Annotated in this window: 14 protein-coding genes; 8 read left to right on the forward strand and 6 right to left on the reverse strand. The window is 72.8% G+C overall.

Going from position 1 to position 15897, the window contains the following annotated elements:
* Window positions 1-162 precede the first annotated feature (162 nt).
* A complete protein-coding gene (locus Athai_RS29260; protein ID WP_203964462.1) occupies window positions 163-513 on the reverse strand; it encodes a DUF3024 domain-containing protein in 351 nt (116 codons plus the stop codon).
* A gap of 280 nt (window positions 514-793) precedes the next feature.
* Here Athai_RS29260 and Athai_RS29265 point away from each other — a divergent pair, with 280 nt between their 5' ends.
* The 3 genes from Athai_RS29265 (at window position 794) to Athai_RS29275 (ending at window position 4978) form a co-directional block, all read left to right on the forward strand.
* A complete protein-coding gene (locus Athai_RS29265; RefSeq protein ID WP_203964463.1) occupies window positions 794-2728 on the forward strand; it encodes a Xaa-Pro dipeptidyl-peptidase in 1935 nt (644 codons plus the stop codon).
* Window positions 2729-2857: 129 nt separating this feature from the next.
* Window positions 2858-3925 carry an NADH:flavin oxidoreductase/NADH oxidase gene (locus tag Athai_RS29270; protein ID WP_338028164.1) on the forward strand — a complete coding sequence of 356 codons (1068 nt, stop codon included), beginning with the start codon at window positions 2858-2860 and terminating at the stop codon, window positions 3923-3925.
* 222 nt (window positions 3926-4147) lie between these two features.
* Window positions 4148-4978 carry an aldo/keto reductase gene (locus Athai_RS29275; protein ID WP_203964464.1) on the forward strand — a complete coding sequence of 277 codons (831 nt, stop codon included), beginning with the start codon at window positions 4148-4150 and terminating at the stop codon, window positions 4976-4978.
* Between the two features lie 54 nt (window positions 4979-5032).
* On the opposite strand, the gene Athai_RS29280 is transcribed toward Athai_RS29275, so the two are convergent.
* Window positions 5033-5851 (reverse strand): protein phosphatase 2C domain-containing protein, encoded by an 819-nt coding sequence (locus tag Athai_RS29280; RefSeq protein WP_203964465.1) that lies wholly within the window; start codon window positions 5849-5851, stop codon window positions 5033-5035.
* A 96-nt stretch (window positions 5852-5947) separates the two neighbouring features.
* On the opposite strand from Athai_RS29280, the gene Athai_RS29285 reads away from it, so the two are divergent.
* The gene (locus Athai_RS29285) at window positions 5948-7309 is read left to right on the forward strand and encodes an MFS transporter (protein WP_203964466.1); all 1362 of its coding nucleotides are present in this window, start codon (window positions 5948-5950) and stop codon (window positions 7307-7309) included.
* Between the two features lie 63 nt (window positions 7310-7372).
* Complete coding sequence (locus Athai_RS29290; protein WP_203964467.1) at window positions 7373-7867, forward strand: hypothetical protein; 495 nt, start codon at window positions 7373-7375, stop codon at window positions 7865-7867.
* 28 nt (window positions 7868-7895) lie between these two features.
* Here Athai_RS29290 and Athai_RS29295 read toward each other — a convergent pair whose 3' ends face one another.
* From Athai_RS29295 to Athai_RS29310, 4 genes are all read right to left on the reverse strand, one after another.
* The gene (locus Athai_RS29295) at window positions 7896-9935 is read right to left on the reverse strand and encodes a beta-galactosidase (protein WP_239157240.1); all 2040 of its coding nucleotides are present in this window, start codon (window positions 9933-9935) and stop codon (window positions 7896-7898) included.
* Window positions 9936-10011: 76 nt separating this feature from the next.
* The gene (locus Athai_RS29300) at window positions 10012-10917 is read right to left on the reverse strand and encodes a carbohydrate ABC transporter permease (RefSeq protein WP_239157241.1); all 906 of its coding nucleotides are present in this window, start codon (window positions 10915-10917) and stop codon (window positions 10012-10014) included.
* Window positions 10914-11810 carry a carbohydrate ABC transporter permease gene (locus tag Athai_RS29305; RefSeq protein WP_203964468.1) on the reverse strand — a complete coding sequence of 299 codons (897 nt, stop codon included), beginning with the start codon at window positions 11808-11810 and terminating at the stop codon, window positions 10914-10916. The genes Athai_RS29300 and Athai_RS29305 overlap by 4 nt, the downstream gene beginning before the upstream one ends.
* Window positions 11810-13147: an ABC transporter substrate-binding protein gene (locus Athai_RS29310; RefSeq protein WP_203964469.1), complete on the reverse strand. Its 1338-nt coding sequence runs from the start codon at window positions 13145-13147 to the stop codon at window positions 11810-11812. The genes Athai_RS29305 and Athai_RS29310 overlap by 1 nt, the downstream gene beginning before the upstream one ends.
* A gap of 128 nt (window positions 13148-13275) precedes the next feature.
* Here Athai_RS29310 and Athai_RS29315 point away from each other — a divergent pair, with 128 nt between their 5' ends.
* Genes Athai_RS29315 through dgoD form a run of 3 tightly spaced genes read left to right on the forward strand, consistent with a single transcriptional unit; the run spans window position 13276 to window position 15892 of the window.
* On the forward strand, window positions 13276-14043 hold the full coding sequence (locus Athai_RS29315) for an SDR family NAD(P)-dependent oxidoreductase (protein WP_203964470.1): 768 nt from the start codon (window positions 13276-13278) through the stop codon (window positions 14041-14043).
* Window positions 14040-14753 carry a FadR/GntR family transcriptional regulator gene (locus tag Athai_RS29320; RefSeq protein ID WP_203964471.1) on the forward strand — a complete coding sequence of 238 codons (714 nt, stop codon included), beginning with the start codon at window positions 14040-14042 and terminating at the stop codon, window positions 14751-14753. Before Athai_RS29315 ends, Athai_RS29320 begins: the two co-directional genes overlap by 4 nt.
* Entirely contained in the window at window positions 14750-15892 is a 1143-nt protein-coding gene (gene dgoD, locus Athai_RS29325) for a galactonate dehydratase (RefSeq protein WP_203964472.1), read from the forward strand. Before Athai_RS29320 ends, dgoD begins: the two co-directional genes overlap by 4 nt.
* Window positions 15893-15897 lie beyond the last annotated feature (5 nt).

Below are 15897 nucleotides of genomic sequence, written 5' to 3' on the forward strand. Positions count from 1 at the left end.
CGGGTGGCCCGCCGTCGTGCGGGCTGCCCGGCACGTTGCCCGCACGGGTCGCCGCCGCGCGCGCGACGGCGACTGCTTGCCCACACGGGTCGCCGCCGACCGCGCGGCGGCTGCTTGCCTCCGGCGTACCGCCCGGCACGGACGGTCGGGTGGCCGCCGGGGTCAGCCCCAGAAGACGCCGTGCGGGTTGGACTCGATGGTGGCCAGCAGCGGGCCGGGGCCGGAGGCGGCCGGCACCTCCGGAGCCGGGTGCCACCGGTTGTGGCTGTCGGACCAGTGCAGCGTCCACTCGCCGCCGTCCGGTGGCGGCGGGGCGTAGCGCAGCTGGGCGACCCGGGTCTCGGTCCAGTCGGGGCCGAGTTCGGGCATGAACGGTGGCCGGCACTCCACGATCGTGATGTTGCGCCCGCGTAGCCGGTACTCGACCCGCACCTGGTCGCGCAGCTGGTTCGGCACTCGCCGATCGCACCAGCGGGCGATCTGCCGTAGCTGAAGCTCCGGTACGGCAGACAACGCGTCACCTCCCACGCCAGCGGTTCCTTGAACCGTACGTGTCGTCGTGGTGCTGCTGCCACGGTTCGGTCGCACCCGCGGCCCTGTTCACAGCCGGCACGACTTTTCCACAGTTGTCCACAGGTTCGGGCGGGTTATCCACAAGCGAACCGGCCGGTTATCCACAGATTTGTCCCCAGCTAGCCCGGTGGACCGGCAGCGAACGCCGCGTTGTCCACAATGCTTCCCTCTCGGGCACCGGCCCCGATAGCGTGTGATCGCGTCGTCGAGGGGAGTTGTCGTGGAAAACCGTCGTTCCCGGCGGGCCGCCGCCGCGGTCGCTCTGGTCACCGCACTGCTCACGCTGGTCGGTGCGCTCGCCGCACCGGCCGCCGCGGCGCCGCCACCGCCGTACGTGCACGGCGGGCAGACCGTGCCCACCTACTCGTACGCCAGCGCGGTGCGCGAGAGCGTGCAGGTGGACACGAAGCTGGACAGCGACCACGACGGCACGCCGGACACGGTGTCGGTGGACATCGTCCGGCCACGCACCGCGACCCGGGTGCCGGTGATCATGGAGGCCTCGCCGTACTACTCCTGCTGCGGCCGGGGCAACGAGTTCCAGCTCAAGAAGTACGACCGGAACGGCACGATCCTCTCGATGCCGCTCGCCTACGACAACTACTTCGTTCCCCGCGGGTACGCGTTCGTCGCCGTCGACCTGGTCGGGACCAGCCGCTCCACCGGATGCGGCGACGTCGGCGGCCCGGCCGAGATCGGCAGCGTCGAGGCGGTGGTCGACTGGCTGAACGGCCGCGGCACCGCACGCTACCGGGACGGGCGAACGGCGCGCCCCGGCTGGACCACCGGCCGGGTCGGCATGATCGGCAAGTCCTGGGACGGCACCCTGGCCAACGGGGTCGCCGCGACCGGGGTGCGCGGCCTGGCCACCATCGTCCCGATCTCCGGCATCTCCAGCTGGTACGACTACATGCGGCTGGACGGCGTGCCGCGCGCGACCGGCTACCCGGGCTGGCTGGCCGGCGCGGTGGACGGGCGGCCCGCCGGCACCTGCGACGCGGTCCAGGCCGGCCTGACCAGCGCCGGCGACGACACCACCGGCGACTACAACGACTTCTGGGCGGCCCGCGACTACGTCCCGGACGCGGGCAAGGTGCGCGCCAGCGTGTTGATCGCGCACGGGCTCAACGACCAGAACGTGTTCGCGCGCAACTTCTCCCGGTGGTGGGACGCGCTCGCGGAGCACCACGTGCCGCGCAAGCTGTGGCTGCACCAGGAGGGGCACACCGACCCGTTCGACATCGACCGGGGCGCCTGGATGACGATGCTGCACCGCTGGTTCGACTACTGGTTGCAGGGCATCCACAACGGCGTGATGGGCGGACCGAAGGTCCGCGTCGAGCGCGCCCCGCAGCAGTGGCAGCAGCAGGCCGACTACCCGGCACCGGGCGCCCGGCCGGTCCGGCTGTCGCTGGCGGCGGGTGGCGGCGGCGCCGGCACGATCGGTACCGGGGGCGGATCGGGCACGGTCGCGCTGACCGACAACCCCGACCTGACCGAGACGCAGGCGGTCGGCGACCCGAACGCGGCCCGCAGCGACCGGGCGACGTTCCTGTCCACCGCGCTGTCCGGCACCACCCACCTGTCCGGTACGCCGACCGTCACGCTGCGGTTCCGCTCCGACGAGCCGGACACCGAGCTGACCGCGAAGCTGGTCGACTACGGCACCGCGGCCCGGGACGACTACCTGGCCAACGACCTGAGCGGGATCGAGGACCTGGACACCCGGTCCTGCTGGGGCGAATCCACCGCGGACGACTCGGCCTGCTACCTGGACACCACCGAGGTCGTGCACAGCACCGACTACGGGGTGCTGTCCCGCGGCTGGACCGACGCCGCGCACCGCACCGGCCTGACCCGCTACACGCCCGTCGCCCCCGGCCGGTGGTACTCGATCACCATCCGGTTGCAGCCCCAGGACCAGCTGCTCGCCGCCGGCCACCATCTCGGCCTGGTCGTCTCGCTGTCGGACACCGAGAACACCAGCCCGTCCAGTACCGGCGCGAAGGTCACCGTCGACCTGGCGCACTCGACCCTGTCGCTGCCGGTCGCCGGCGCCACCCACCTGGGTACCGTGGCGACGGCGCCGCAGCTGACCGTCACCGCCCCGGCGACGCGCGCCACCCGCTCCACCCCGGCCCGCCGGTTGCCCTGACCCGCCCGGCGAACGGCGACCGGCCCGTCGGTGTTGAGACGACCGTCACGGGCCACCGCGGGCCTGTTGCGGCGTCACCGGATCCGAGTAGGTTTCGTTCGTTGAATCTGAAACTACTTGGAGGTCGTGGTGGGTGAGCGGGTCGAGCCGATGCTGTGGCGGCCGTACTCGCTGCGCGGCACCACGTTCCGCAACCGCGCCTGGCTGTCCCCGATGTGCCAGTACTCGTCCCGGGACGGGTTCCCGACCGACTGGCACCGCACGCACTACCCCAGCCGCGCGATCGGCGGTGCCGGGCTGGTGCTGTTCGAGGCCACCGCGGTGAGCCCGGCCGGCCGCATCTCGCCGCTGGACGCCGGCCTGTGGTCGGCCGAACTGGCCGAGGCGTACCGGCCGATCACCGCCGCGGTGGCGGCGGCCGGCGCCGTCCCGGGGGTGCAGCTGGCGCACGCCGGTCGCAAGGCGTCCACCCGGGCACCGTGGCACGGCCGCGGCTGGGTCCCGCCGCAGGAGGGCGGTTGGGCCACGATCGGGCCGTCGCCGGTGCCGTTCGAGGGGTCCCCGCCGCCGGTCGCGATGTCCACCGTGGACATCGATCGGCTGGTGGCGGACTTCGCCCGCGCCACCCAGCTCGCCGTGCACGCCGGGTTCGGCGTGATCGAACTGCACGCGGCGCACGGCTACCTGCTGCACCAGTTCCTCAGCCCGCTGTCCAACCGGCGCACCGACCACTTCGGCGGCGACCTCGCCGGCCGGATGCGGCTGCCGCTGGCCGTGGTCGACGCGGTGCGCCGAACCTGGCCGGCGGACCGGCCGCTGTTCGTCCGGGTGTCCGCCACCGACTGGGTGGAGGGCGGCTGGACGCTCGCCGAGAGCGTCGTGTTCGCCAAGGAACTCGCCGCCCGCGGCGTGGACCTCGTCGACGTCTCCTCGGGCGGCAGCGCGGCCGACGCCACCGTACCGGTCGGGCCGAAGTACCAGGTGCCGCTCGCCGCTGAGATCCGGCGGCAGGCCGGGGTGCCGGTCGGCGCGGTCGGGCTGCTGGAGACGCCCGACGCGGCAACCGAGGTCCTGGTCGCCGGGGACGCGGACGCGGTCTTCGTCGGGCGGCCGATGTTGCGCGATCCGTACTGGGCGCTGCGGGCGCCGGACGCGCCGCGCGCCGCCTGGCCCGTCCAGTACCACCGCGCGATCTGATCGCGGGGGCACCTCTTTGCGCCGAGGTGCGCCCGAGGCGCTGGTGCCGGGGTCAGGCCACCTCCGTGCGGCGCCGCTTCGGGGTGCAGGTGTGAAGGCCACCTCCGTGCACTCGGCGCACCGAGATGGGTGCACGCCGGAGCCTCGCGCGGGCTTCGGCTGGTCGTCGCCGCTTCGGGCACAGCTCGGCGCGGTGCCGTCGGGCGGGCCTAAGGTGGTGGTATGGGTGGAGTTCCGGGGTATGCGATCGGCGCTGGTGTGGAACTACCTGCGGTCGGGTTGGGCACGTATCCGATGCGGGACGAGCAGGCGGTCACCGCGGTCCGTGGCGCGCTGCGGCTGGGGTACCGGCTGATCGACACGGCGGCGAGCTACGACAACGAGGAGGCGGTCGGCCGCGGGATCGCGGCGGCGGGTCTGGCGCGGGACGACGTGTTCGTGACGACGAAGCTGCGCGGGCGCGACCACGGCTACCAGGAGACGCTGGCGGCGTTCGAGGCGTCCCGGCTCGCGCTCGGCCTGGACTACCTCGACCTGTACCTGATCCACTGGCCGCTGCCGCGCATCGACCGGTACGTCGAGTCGTGGCGGGCGATGATGACGCTGCGCAGTGACGGCCTGGTGCGGTCGATCGGGGTCAGCAACTTCACCGTGGCACAGCTGGACCGGCTGATCGAGGAGACCGGCGAGCCGCCCGCGGTCAACCAGATCGAGCTGCACCCGTACTTCCCGCAGCAGCAGCTGCGCGCGGCACACGAGGCGCGCGGCATCCGGACCGAGTCGTGGAGCCCGCTGGCGCGCGCCGGTGAACTGTTGCGGGAGCCCGTGGTGGTGCAGGCGGCGCAGCGGCACGGGGTCGAGCCGGCGCAGGTGGTGCTGCGTTGGCACGTCCAGCTCGGTGCGGTACCGATCCCGAAGTCGGCGTCGCGGCAGCGGCAGGCGACGAACCTGGACCTGTTCGGCTTCGAGCTGGACGAGGCGGAGCTGGCGGCGCTGAGCGGGCTGGCGCGGGGCCGGCAGGGCGGCGACCCGGAGCGGCACGAGGAGTTCTGACCTGCCGGGCGGATGGCCGGCGCGACGGGTCGAGCGCCAGCATCGTTGCCGGCCTCAGACGAAGGTGCACCAGGCTGCCGTGGCGTCGTCGTACTGCTTGCCCCGCGGCCAGCGGATCGCGGTGGGGTCGGCCGTCTCGGCGGCCCGGGTCCGGCGCACCAGCTCGGCCGGGTCGGCGGCGGCGAGGTCGAGCAGGGCCGGCCAGGTCAGCTCGCCGAACTCGACGAGCCGGGTCGCGCCGTCGGTGGCGAGCAGCACCCCGTCGACGCCGGCCACCGGGGTGCTGCCGGTCAGCGCCTCCCGGGCGGCGGCCGGATCCGTTGCGGCGACCCAGAACCCGCCCGGCCGGTTCAGCTTGGCCGAGCGGGCCGCGCTGCCGGCCCGGTCGCGTTCGGCGCGCGCCGGACTGTCCAGCGGGATCGCCGGTCCGGGCAGCCGGACGGCGGCGATCCGGTCGTCGGACACCACCTGGATGCCGCGGCCCGCGCCCCGCCGGTCGAACACCACCGACGAGTCGGACAGCACCAGGTGGTCGAGCACGTCACCGCGCTGCCGCAGCATCGTCACGGTGCAGGCGGGTGTATCCACATTGGACAGATCGCACTCGTCCCGGTGCACCGCGGTGACCGCCTCGATCGCGCCGGCCAGCGCGTCCCGCAACGTCTCGCGCGCATCCGCGGCGCGGGCGAGCAGCTCGTCCGCGAGCGACCGCACGTACCACGGGACGCCGTGCCGGCAGCCACGCCGCAGCTCGCCGCCGATGCTGTCCGGCACGCCGCAACCGTCCAGGACCACCACCACTTCACCCCGGTGCGCCAGGAGGTCCTCGTTCGGCTTCCCCGGCCGCGGCTCGCTCACACCCGTCACCCGCATGCCCCCAGCCTATGCGGTACCGCTGTCGCCGGCCGGAAGGTGGAGGTTCTCACACCGCGGCGGCGATCTGCCGCTCTCGCACTAGATTGGGCGTTCGTGAAGGCTGTCCCGGTGCCCCGTCGGTACGTGGCGGTCATCGCGCTCGGCACCCTGCTGAACCCGCTGAACTCGTCGATGATCGCGGTCGCGCTCGTCTCGTTGCAGCACGCGTTCGGCGTCGGTTTCGGCACCGCGAGCTGGCTGGTGTCCGGCTTCTACCTGGCGGCCTGCGTCGGGCAGCCGCTGATGGGGCGGGTCGCCGACCGGTTCGGCCCTCGCCGGGTGTACTGCCTGGGTCTCGCGGTGGTGTGCGTGGCGAGCGCGCTCGCCCCGTTCGCGCCGGGCTTCGGCGTGGTGCTGGGCTGCCGGATCCTGCAGGCCGTCGGTACCTCGGCGGCGTTCCCGGCTGGGCTGGCGTTGATCCGCCGGGCCACCGGTACCGGGGCACCGCCGGCGGGTGCGCTGGGCACCATCGCGGTGGCCAATTCGGCGTCGGCCGGCTTCGGCCCGGTACTCGGCGGTTTCCTGGTGGCGTTCGCCGGCTGGCCGGGCATCTTCCTGGTGAACGTGCCGCTCACGCTGGTCACCCTGGTGCTCGCGCTGAAGGTGTTGCCGCCGGACGAGCCGGTCACCGCGGCCCGCGCCGGGCTGGTCCGGCTGCTCGACCCGCTCGGCATCCTGCTGTTCAGCGGTACCCTGGTCGGTCTGCTCGGGTTCCTGCTCGCCCTGCCGCACCATCCACTGTGGATGCTGTTGCCGCTGGTCGCGGTGTGCGCGGTCGGGCTGGTCTGGTGGGAGCTGCGCACCCCGACCCCGTTCCTGGACGTGCGCGGCTTCGCCCGCAGCCCGGCGCTGACCGGGGTGCTCGGCCAGCAGGCGGCCATCCAGCTGGTGTTCTACGGCGTGTTCTACGGACTGCCGATGTGGTTGGAGGAGTCCCGGCACTACTCGACCGAGCAGGCCGGCCTGTTGATGCTGCCGATCGCCGCCCTCGGGGTACTCGTGACCCCGGTCGCCGCCCGCCTGGTCGGCCGGTTCGGGCCGCGGTTGCCGCTGCTGCTCGGCTCGGTCGGGCTGCTGGCCGGTTCGCTGCTGGTGTTCACCCTGCACGACGCGACCCCGGCGGTCGGCATCCTCGGTGTCGCCGCGGTGCTCGGGCTGCCGAACGGGCTGAACAACATGGGGTTGCAGGCCGCGCTCTACTCGGCCGCACCGCCGGACGGTACCGGGATGGCGGCCGGCCTGTTCCAGACCGCGCGGTACGTGGGGGCGATCCTGTCCACCGCGCTGATCGGGTTGGTGCTGGAGCCGCCGTCGGCGAGCGGGCTGCACCGCATCGCCACGGTGATGAGCGTGTTCGCAGCGTTGCTCGTCGTCGCCGCGATCACCACCCGCCGCCGCGCCCCGGCGGCCGGATAGCCGGCCGCCCGCACGCTGCGGCCGGCCGGCGGCGCGGGTGCGGTGGCATGCGACGATACGGCGGTGTCCTTCCGGGTCCACCTTCGTCCCAGCGTGGCCTACCTGGCCTTCCTGCTCATCGGCGTGGTCGCGATCGCCTTCGGGGTCCTGATCGACACCCCGCTCCGGTTCGTCGTCCTGGCGAGCGGCGCGGTCATGATCACGGTTCTGGGTTACCCGATCGTGCTGAGTACGATCTGCCGGGTGCCGGTGATCGCGATCGGCCCGGACGGTGTCCGGTTCCCCCTGATGGGGGTGCGGCTGCCGTGGACGGCGCTGAGGTCGGTGCGCCGCGGCATCCGGCTCGGTCAGCCGCAGTCTCCGGTGCTGCTGGTCTTCCCGGCCGATCCGGCCGGCACGGTTCGGGCGATGCGTCCGTGGCTGCGCCGGCAGGGCCGGGACGAGCTGGCCCGCTACGGCACGCCGATCGTGCTCGGCGCCGCGTCGCTGAACCGCCCGCTGGAAGACATCCTCGCCGCGGTCGAAACCGCCGTGGCGGCCGGCCGCCGCAGCGGTTGACCGCCGCGACGACCGCGGGCCACGGCGGTCAGCCGCGCAGTACCGCGACACCCCGCGCGGCGAGCGTCACCGCCCGTACCGGGGCGTTCCGGTCGGTCAGCAGGTCGACCGCGGGCTGCGGCAGCGACACCGTGACCGGCTCGGTGCCGTGGTTGAGCAGGAACAGGTAGTCCGCGTCGGCGGAGCGCCGGCGGGTGGCCTGCACCGACGGCGGCAGCCCCGGAATCGGCGCGGTGGTCCCGGCCTCCGCCAGCACCCGGTCGAACAGCGCCCGCAGGGTGGCCGGATCGGGGCGGGTGCCGAGGTACCAGGCGGTGCCGGCGCCGTACCGGTGCCGGGTGATCGCCGGGCGGCCCGCCAGTTCGCCGTCCGCGAAGGTCGCGACGACCTCGGCGCCCTCCGGTTCGATCCACTCGGACCAGATCGTGCCGCGAGCGTCCGGCGTCGACAGTGCGGGCGCGGCGAGACCGACGGTGCCGCCGGTGGGCAGCGGCCAGAACTCGTCGACCCGGAGCCCGAGTACCTCGCGCAGCGGCGCCGGGTGGCCACCGAGGTGGGCCCGGTCGTCCGGATCCACGATGCCGGAGAAGAACGAGACCACGAGGATGCCGCCGCCCTCCACATAGGACGTCAACCGGGCCGCGTCGGCGGCGTCCAGCAGGTAGAGGTTGGGCACCACGACCAGCCGGTAACCGGACAGGTCCCCGGACGGATGCACCACGTCGCAGGTCACGTGCGCGTCGAACAGCGGCCCGTAGTGCGCCAGGTGCGCGTCCAGCAGGTTCAGGTCAGCGGACGGGTGCGAGTCGAGTTCCAGCCCCCACCAGGAGTTCCAGTCGTGCAGCAGCGCCACCTCGGCGCGCACCGTCGACCCGGCCAGCTCCGGTACCGAGGCCAGCTCGTGGCCGAGCGCCCGCGCCTCCCGCCAGGTGCGGGTGTTCGTGCCGCCGTGCGGCACCATCGCGGAGTGGAACTTCTCCGCGCCGCCGGCGGTCTGCCGCCACTGGAAGAACACCACCGCGTCGGCGCCCTGCGCGACCGCCTGCCAACTCCACAGCCGCATCAGGCCCGGCGCCTTGGGCGCGTTGCGTTCCCGCCAGTTCACCGCGGACGGCGCCTGCTCCAGCAGCAGCCACGGCTGGCCGCCCTTGACCGACCGGATCAGGTCGTAGGAGAACGCCGCCTCGACGTGCGCCCGCGGATCGTACGGATCGGGGTACGAGTCGATCGCCGCGACGTCCTGGTGCGGCGCCCAGCGGTACCAGTCGAGCGCCTTCTGCACCAGCCCGACGTAGTTGGTGGTGACCGGTACGTCCGGGGTGAGCCGGCGCAGGATCGCCTTCTCGGCCAGGTAGCAGTCGAGCTGCGCGTCGGAGGAGAACCGGGCGAAGTCGATCTGCTGCGCCGGGTTCGGGAAGGTCGGCGCCACCCGCGGCGGCAGGATCTCGGCGAAGTCGGCGTACCGCTGGGCCCAGAACGTGGTCGACCAGGCGGCGTTGAGCGCGTCGATGTCGCCGTACTTCTCGATCAGCCAGCGGCGGAAGTCGGCCGCCGACACGTCGCAGTAGCAGGCCCGGATGTGGCAGGCGAACTCGTTGCCGACGTGCCACAGCGCCAGCGCCGGATGGTTCGCGTACCGGGTGGCGAGCTGCTCGACCAGCCGCCCGGCGTGCTCCCGGTACACCGGGCTGGACGGGCAGAAGTGCTGCCGGCCGCCGGGCGACAGGATCGTGCCGGCCGCGGTGCGCGGCAGCGTCTCCGGGTACCGGTGGGACAGCCACGGCGGCGGTGAGGCGGTCATGGTGGCCAGGCACACCGACACCCCGGTCTCGGCCAGCCCGTCCATCGTGGCGTCGAAGTAGCCGAAGTCGTACTCCCCCTCGCGCGGCTCGACCTCCGCCCAGGAGAAGATGCCCGCGGTGACCAGCGAGACGCCGGCGTCGGCCATCAGCGTCAGGTCCTCGTCGCGTACCGGCTGCGGCCAGTGCTCCGGGTTGTAGTCGGCGCCGTAGCCGATCCGGCCCAGCTTCGCCCGTACCGCGGCCATCCGGTCGTCGCCGCCGCTCATGCGGCTTCCTCCTTCGCCGGCACCCGCCTGAGGCACCGGGCCACCCGATGCCCATGGTTCGCTCGCTTGCACCGGCTCACGCCTTGACACTTCCCTCGGTCAGTCCGGACCGCCAGAACCGTTGCAGCACCACGATCAGGATCATCAGCGGGATCACCGACACCAGCGCGCCGCCGACCTCCAGCTGGTACAGCAGCGGTTGCCGGGACGCGAAGCCCTGCCACGAGGTGAGCCCCAGCGTGATCGGGTAGAGCTTGGTGTCGGACAGCATCACCAGCGGAAGGAAGTAGTTGTTCCAGATCCCGACGAACTGGAACAGGAACACCGTCACCAGCGCCGGCGACATGATCCGCAGCACGATCCGGCGGAAGATGGCGAACTCGCTGGCGCCGTCGATCCGGGCCGCCTCCAGCAGCCCCGGCGGGACGGCCGCGTCGGCGTAGATCCGGCACAGGTACACGCCGAACGGGCTGACGAAGCTGGGCAGCAGCACCGCCCAGTACGAGTTGGCCAGGTCCGCCTGGGTGAACAGCAGGTAGAGCGGCAGCGCGAGCGCGGTCTGCGGCAGCATCACGCCGGCCAGGATGGTGTTGAACACCGCCTCCCGGCCGCGGAACGAGAACCGGGCCAGGCCGTAGCCGGCGCCCGCGGCGAGTGCGGTGGCCACCAGCGCGCCGCCACCGGCGTACACGATGCTGTTCAGCCCCCAGCGCAGGTAGATGTGGCTGTCGAAGGAGAACAGGTCGCCGAGGTTGCTGAGCAGCTGCGGGTGGGCGAACCAGAGCCCGAAGCTGCCGAACAGGTCGGTGCTGTTCTTCGTCGCGGACACGATCAGCCAGTAGACCGGGACCAGGAAGTAGATCGAGATCAGGCCGAGCACCGCGGTCAGGATGATCCGGGTGGACAGCGGGCCGTCGGCGAGCCGGCGCCGCTTCCGTCGGGTGTGGACGGTCGTGGTCGGCCGTTCCATCGTGGCGGTCATCCGCGCCTCCTGCCACCGACCAGCCGCAGGAACCCGAACGACAGCACCGCGGCGATCAGCGCCAGCAGTACCGCCTCGGCGGCGGCATAGTTGTAGTTGTTGTTGGAAAACGCGTCCGCGTACGCGGCGATGTTCGGCGTGTAGGTGCTCGTCACGTTGGCGGTCAACGGTTGCAGCACCAGTGGCTCGGTGAACAGTTGCAGCGAGCCGATGATGGTGAACACGGTGGTGAGCACGATCGCCGGCCGGATCAGCGGCAGCTTGATGTGCCAGACGGCCTGCCAGGCGTTCGCCCCGTCGATCCGCGCCGCCTCCAGCAGATCCCCCGGTACCGCCTTGAGCTGGGCGATGATGACCAGCATGTTGTAGCCGGCGAACTGCCAGGTGACGATGTTCGCGATCGACCAGAGCACGGTGTTCGGCCCGAGGAAGTCGAGGGTGAGCCCGAGGTGTCCGCCTATCGACACCAGCGGGCTGATCCCCGGCGTGTACAGGAAGCCCCACAGGATCGAGGCGACGACGCCAGGCACCCCGTACGGCAGGAAGAAGGCGGAGCGGAAGAACCGCACGCCGCGGGCGGACGCCGCGTCCAGCAGCAGCGCGAGCACGGTCGCCAGCACGATCATCACCGGCACCTGGACCACCGCGTAGCCGAGCACCCGCAGCACGCTCTGCACGAACGCACCCTCGGCGAACACCTTGGCGTAGTTGCCGAACCCGGCGAACACCTGCCTGGTGCCGAGCTCCCCGTACAGCCCGGTGCGTTCGGTGCGGAACAGGCTCTGGTAGAGCGCGTAGCCGATCGGGACGATGAAGAACAGCAGGAAGAACAGGCAGAACGGGGCGACGAACCCGATGCCCGGGGAGATCCGCCGACGCGTGCGGGTCGCCATCACCGCTCCCTTCCCGGTCCGGACGCCTCGAGCCCCTTGGCATGCAGGTCGTCCACGGTCTGCTGCTGCGCGGTGCGCAGTGCGCCGATCAGCTTGCCGCCGCTGTTGACCGCGCCGGCGATCGAGGCGTTCAGGTGGTCCAAGGTCGAGGCCGTGGTGGGCAGCCACATCCAGCTGTCGTCGATCTGCTGGTCCGCCGCGGCGAAGATCTCGTTGTACCGCTGGCCGCCGAAGAACTTGCTCGGCCGGTCCAGGATCGTCCGGTGGTACGAGTTGGCCAGCGCCGGCCAGCCGTAGCCGCCCTTGATGAGCAGGTTGACGCTGTCCAGGTTGGTGTTGAGCCAGACCGCGAACCGCATCGCCTCCTCCGGGTACTGCGTGTTGGCCATCACCGCGGTCGACGAGCCGCCCCAGTTCGCCGCGCTCGGATGTGTCTCGTCCCACTGCGGCATCAGCGCCACCCGCCACTTCCCGGCGGTACCGGCGGCGTTGCCCATCAGCAGCGCGTCGCCCCACTGCGGCCCGACCCAGCTGACGATCTGGCCACGTTGCAGCTGCGCGAACCAGCCGGACTGCATGTCCTGCTCGGCCAGCACGAGCTTCTCGTGCAGCATCTCGTCCCAGTAGTCGCACATCCGGGTACTGCCCGGGTCGGTCATGTCGATCCGCCAGCGCTGCCCGCTCGGGGTGAACCAGTGCGCGCCGGCCTGCCAGGCCAGGCCGGTCTGGTAGGCGGAGTTCGCCGGCGGGAACGCCATGAGGTACGCGCCCGGGTCCGCCTTGCGCACCTTCGCGGCGGCGTCCCGGTACTGCTGCCAGGTCCTCGGCACCTCGATGCCCCACTTGGCGAACAGGTCGGCGCGGTAGAACATCGCCATCGGCCCGGACGCCTCCGGCACCGTCCGCACCCGCTTGTCGAACACCCCCTGCCGCCACTGCCACGGCACGAACAGGTGCTGGTACTTCTCGACGCCGTAGTCGGTGAGGTCGAGCAGCCCGCCGTCCAGCATGAACGCCGGCAGGATGTGGTACTCGATCTGCGCCAGGTCCGGTGCGCCACCGGTGTGCACCGCGGCGTGCAGCTTCGCGTAGCCGCCGCTGCCGCCGGGGATGATGGTGTCCAGGTGCACCTGCACGTCCGGGTTGCGCTTGTTCCACAGGTCGACGGGTGCGGCGATGCCCGGCACCCAGGACCAGAAACGGAGCGTCACCTTCTCGCCCGGCTTGCGGTCTGCCCGGCCCGGCGGTGGCGCCGCGCCGGTGCCGCACCCGGTGAGCAGCCCGGCTCCGGCCGCCGCCGCGGCGGCGCCGCCGGCCAGCACCGATCGTCGTGTCATCGCCGTTGGCGAGCCCATCCTGACCCCTTTCGGTGCACACCGACGCGGGATGGCTCCGAGCATCACCAGGGTGTGACATGCCTGTCAAGATGTATTCATAAAAAAAGACTTAACCTAGAGTGGCGGGCATGGCAGCAGAGACGACCGCGCCGGGGAGATTCGCGGGCCGGCTGGCGGTGCTGACCGGCGCGGCCCGCGGCATCGGCGCCACCACCGCCCGCCGGCTCGCCGCCGAGGGCGCCCGGGTGGTGCTCGCCGACATCGACGACACCGGTGCGCAGGTCGCCGCGGAGATCGAGGCGGCCGGCGGGCAGGCCACCTTCGTCGCCGCGGACGTCGCCAGCGACGCCGACTGGGACCGCGTCGCCGCCGTCGCGCACCGGTACGGGCCGGTCGACGTGCTGGTCAGCAACGCGTTCTTCGACCCGGCCCGGCCGCTGCACGAGACCGGCCGGGACAGCTGGGACCGGCAGCTCGCCGTCTGCCTCACCGGCAGCTACCTCGCCGTCCGTACCTTCCTGCCGGACCTGCGCGCGCGGCGCGGCGCGGTCGTCGTCACCTCGTCGGTGCACGCCCTGATCGGCCTGCCCGGCCACCCGGCGTACGCGGCGGCGAAGGGCGGGCTGACCGCGCTGTGCCGGCAACTCGCCGTCGAGTACGGCCCGGAGGTCCGGGTCAACAGCGTGCTGCCCGGCCCGATCCTGACCGCCGCCTGGGACGGCGTGCCCGAACCCGATCGGGCCCGCAGCGTCGAGGCCACCGCCGCGAAACGGTTCGGCGACCCCGCCGAGGTCGCCGCCGTCATCGCGTTCCTCGCCTCCCCCGAGGCCTCGTACGTGACCGGCGCCGCGGTCCCGGTCGACGGCGGCTGGTCCATCACGAAGGCGTCCGCGTGAACGAGTACCCGGGCCGCGGGCTGCACGGCCAGACCGTCGAGCTGCTCGCGCACCGCATCCTGTCCGGCCGGCTCGCCGAGGGCGCCACGCTCGACATCCCGGCGCTGGAGGCCGAACTCGACGTGTCCCGTACCGCGCTGCGCGAGGCGCTGAAGGTGCTGTCCGCCAAGGGACTGGTCGGCGCGCGGCAGAAGCGCGGCACGTTCGTCCGGCCGCGGCAGGCCTGGAACCTGCTCGACGGTGACGTGATGCGCTGGCAGTTCGCCGCGCCCGCGCCGACCTGGACGCGGTTCCTCGGCGACCTGGCCGAGGTGCGTACCCTGCTGGAGCCGCCGGCCGCCCGGCTCGCCGCGACCCGGCGCACCGACGCCGACCTGGCCGAACTCGACGCGGCGCTGTCCGAGATGGACGGTGCCACGGACGCCGACGCCGCGGTCGCCGCCGACCTGCGGTTCCACCGGGCCCTGCTGGCCTGCACGCACAACGAGCTGCTCGGCCGGCTGGAGGTCGTGGTGGAACGCGCCCTCGCCGAGCGGGACCGGCTGGTACACGGCGGATCCGCGCCCGACCCGGTCCCCACCCACCGGCCGGTACTCGACGCGATCCGGGCCGGCGACCCGGACGGCGCCGAGACGGCGATGTACGACCTGCTCGCCGCGGCCAACCAGCACGCCGCGGCGCTGACCCCGGACCGAGCGGAGCGCGGATGAGGATCGCACGGATCGAGACGTTCCAGGTACCGCCGCGCTGGCTGTTCTGCCGGGTGGAGACCGACGACGGGCTGGTCGGCTGGGGCGAGCCGGTCGTCGAGGGCCGCGCCGAGGTGGTTCGCGCCGCCGTCGAGGTCGCCGCCGAACACCTGCTCGGCGCCGACCCGCTGCGCATCGAGGACCACTGGCAGGTGCTGACCAAGGGCGGCTTCTACCGCGGTGGGCCGGTCCTGTCCAGCGCCGTCGCCGGCCTCGACCAGGCGCTCTGGGACATCGCCGGCCAGGCGTACGGGGTCCCGGTGTACGCGCTGCTCGGCGGCCCGGTGCGGGACCGGGTGCGGATGTACACCTGGGTCGGCGGCGACGAGCCGGCTGAGATCACCGACTCGGTCGGCGCCGCCGTCGCCGCCGGCTTCACCGCCGTCAAGATGAACGGGTTCGGCCGGATCGGCCGGGCCGCCACCGCCGCCGACCTCGCCGGCCTGGTGGACCGGGTCGCCGCCGCCCGCGCCGTACTCGGGGCCGACCGGGACGTCGCCGTCGACTTCCACGGCCGGGTCGCCTGGCCCACCGCGCCCCGGGCCATCGCCGCGATCGCCGACCTGCACCCGCTGTTCGTCGAGGAACCACTCCCCCCGGAGTACGGCCACCAGCTGTCCCGGTTGACCGCTGGCCCGGTGCCGATCGCGACCGGGGAACGGCTCTACTCCCGTACCGACTTCCTGCCCGCGCTGACCGCCGGGATCGCCGTCGCCCAGCCGGACCTGTCGCATGCCGGCGGCATCTCCGAGGTACGCCGGATCGGCGCGCTCGCCGAGACCTTCGACGTGCCGCTCGCCCCGCACTGCCCGCTCGGGCCGGTGGCGCTCGCCGCGTCGCTGCAGGTCGACTTCGCCACGCCCAACGTGCTGATCCAGGAACAGTCCATGGGCATCCACTACAACACCGGCAACGACCTGCTCGACTACGTCGCCGACCCGACCCCGTTCCGGTTCGTCGACGGGTACGCGCAGCGCACCGAGACGCCCGGCCTCGGCGTGACGCTCGACGAGGCCGCCGTCCGCGCCGCCGACGGCCGCGACGCCGGCTGGCGCAACCCGCTCTGGCGCCATCCCGACGGCTCGCTCGCGGAGTGGTGACCAGG

The organism is Actinocatenispora thailandica (assembly GCF_016865425.1).
Classification (GTDB): Bacteria; Actinomycetota; Actinomycetes; order Mycobacteriales; family Micromonosporaceae; genus Actinocatenispora; species Actinocatenispora thailandica.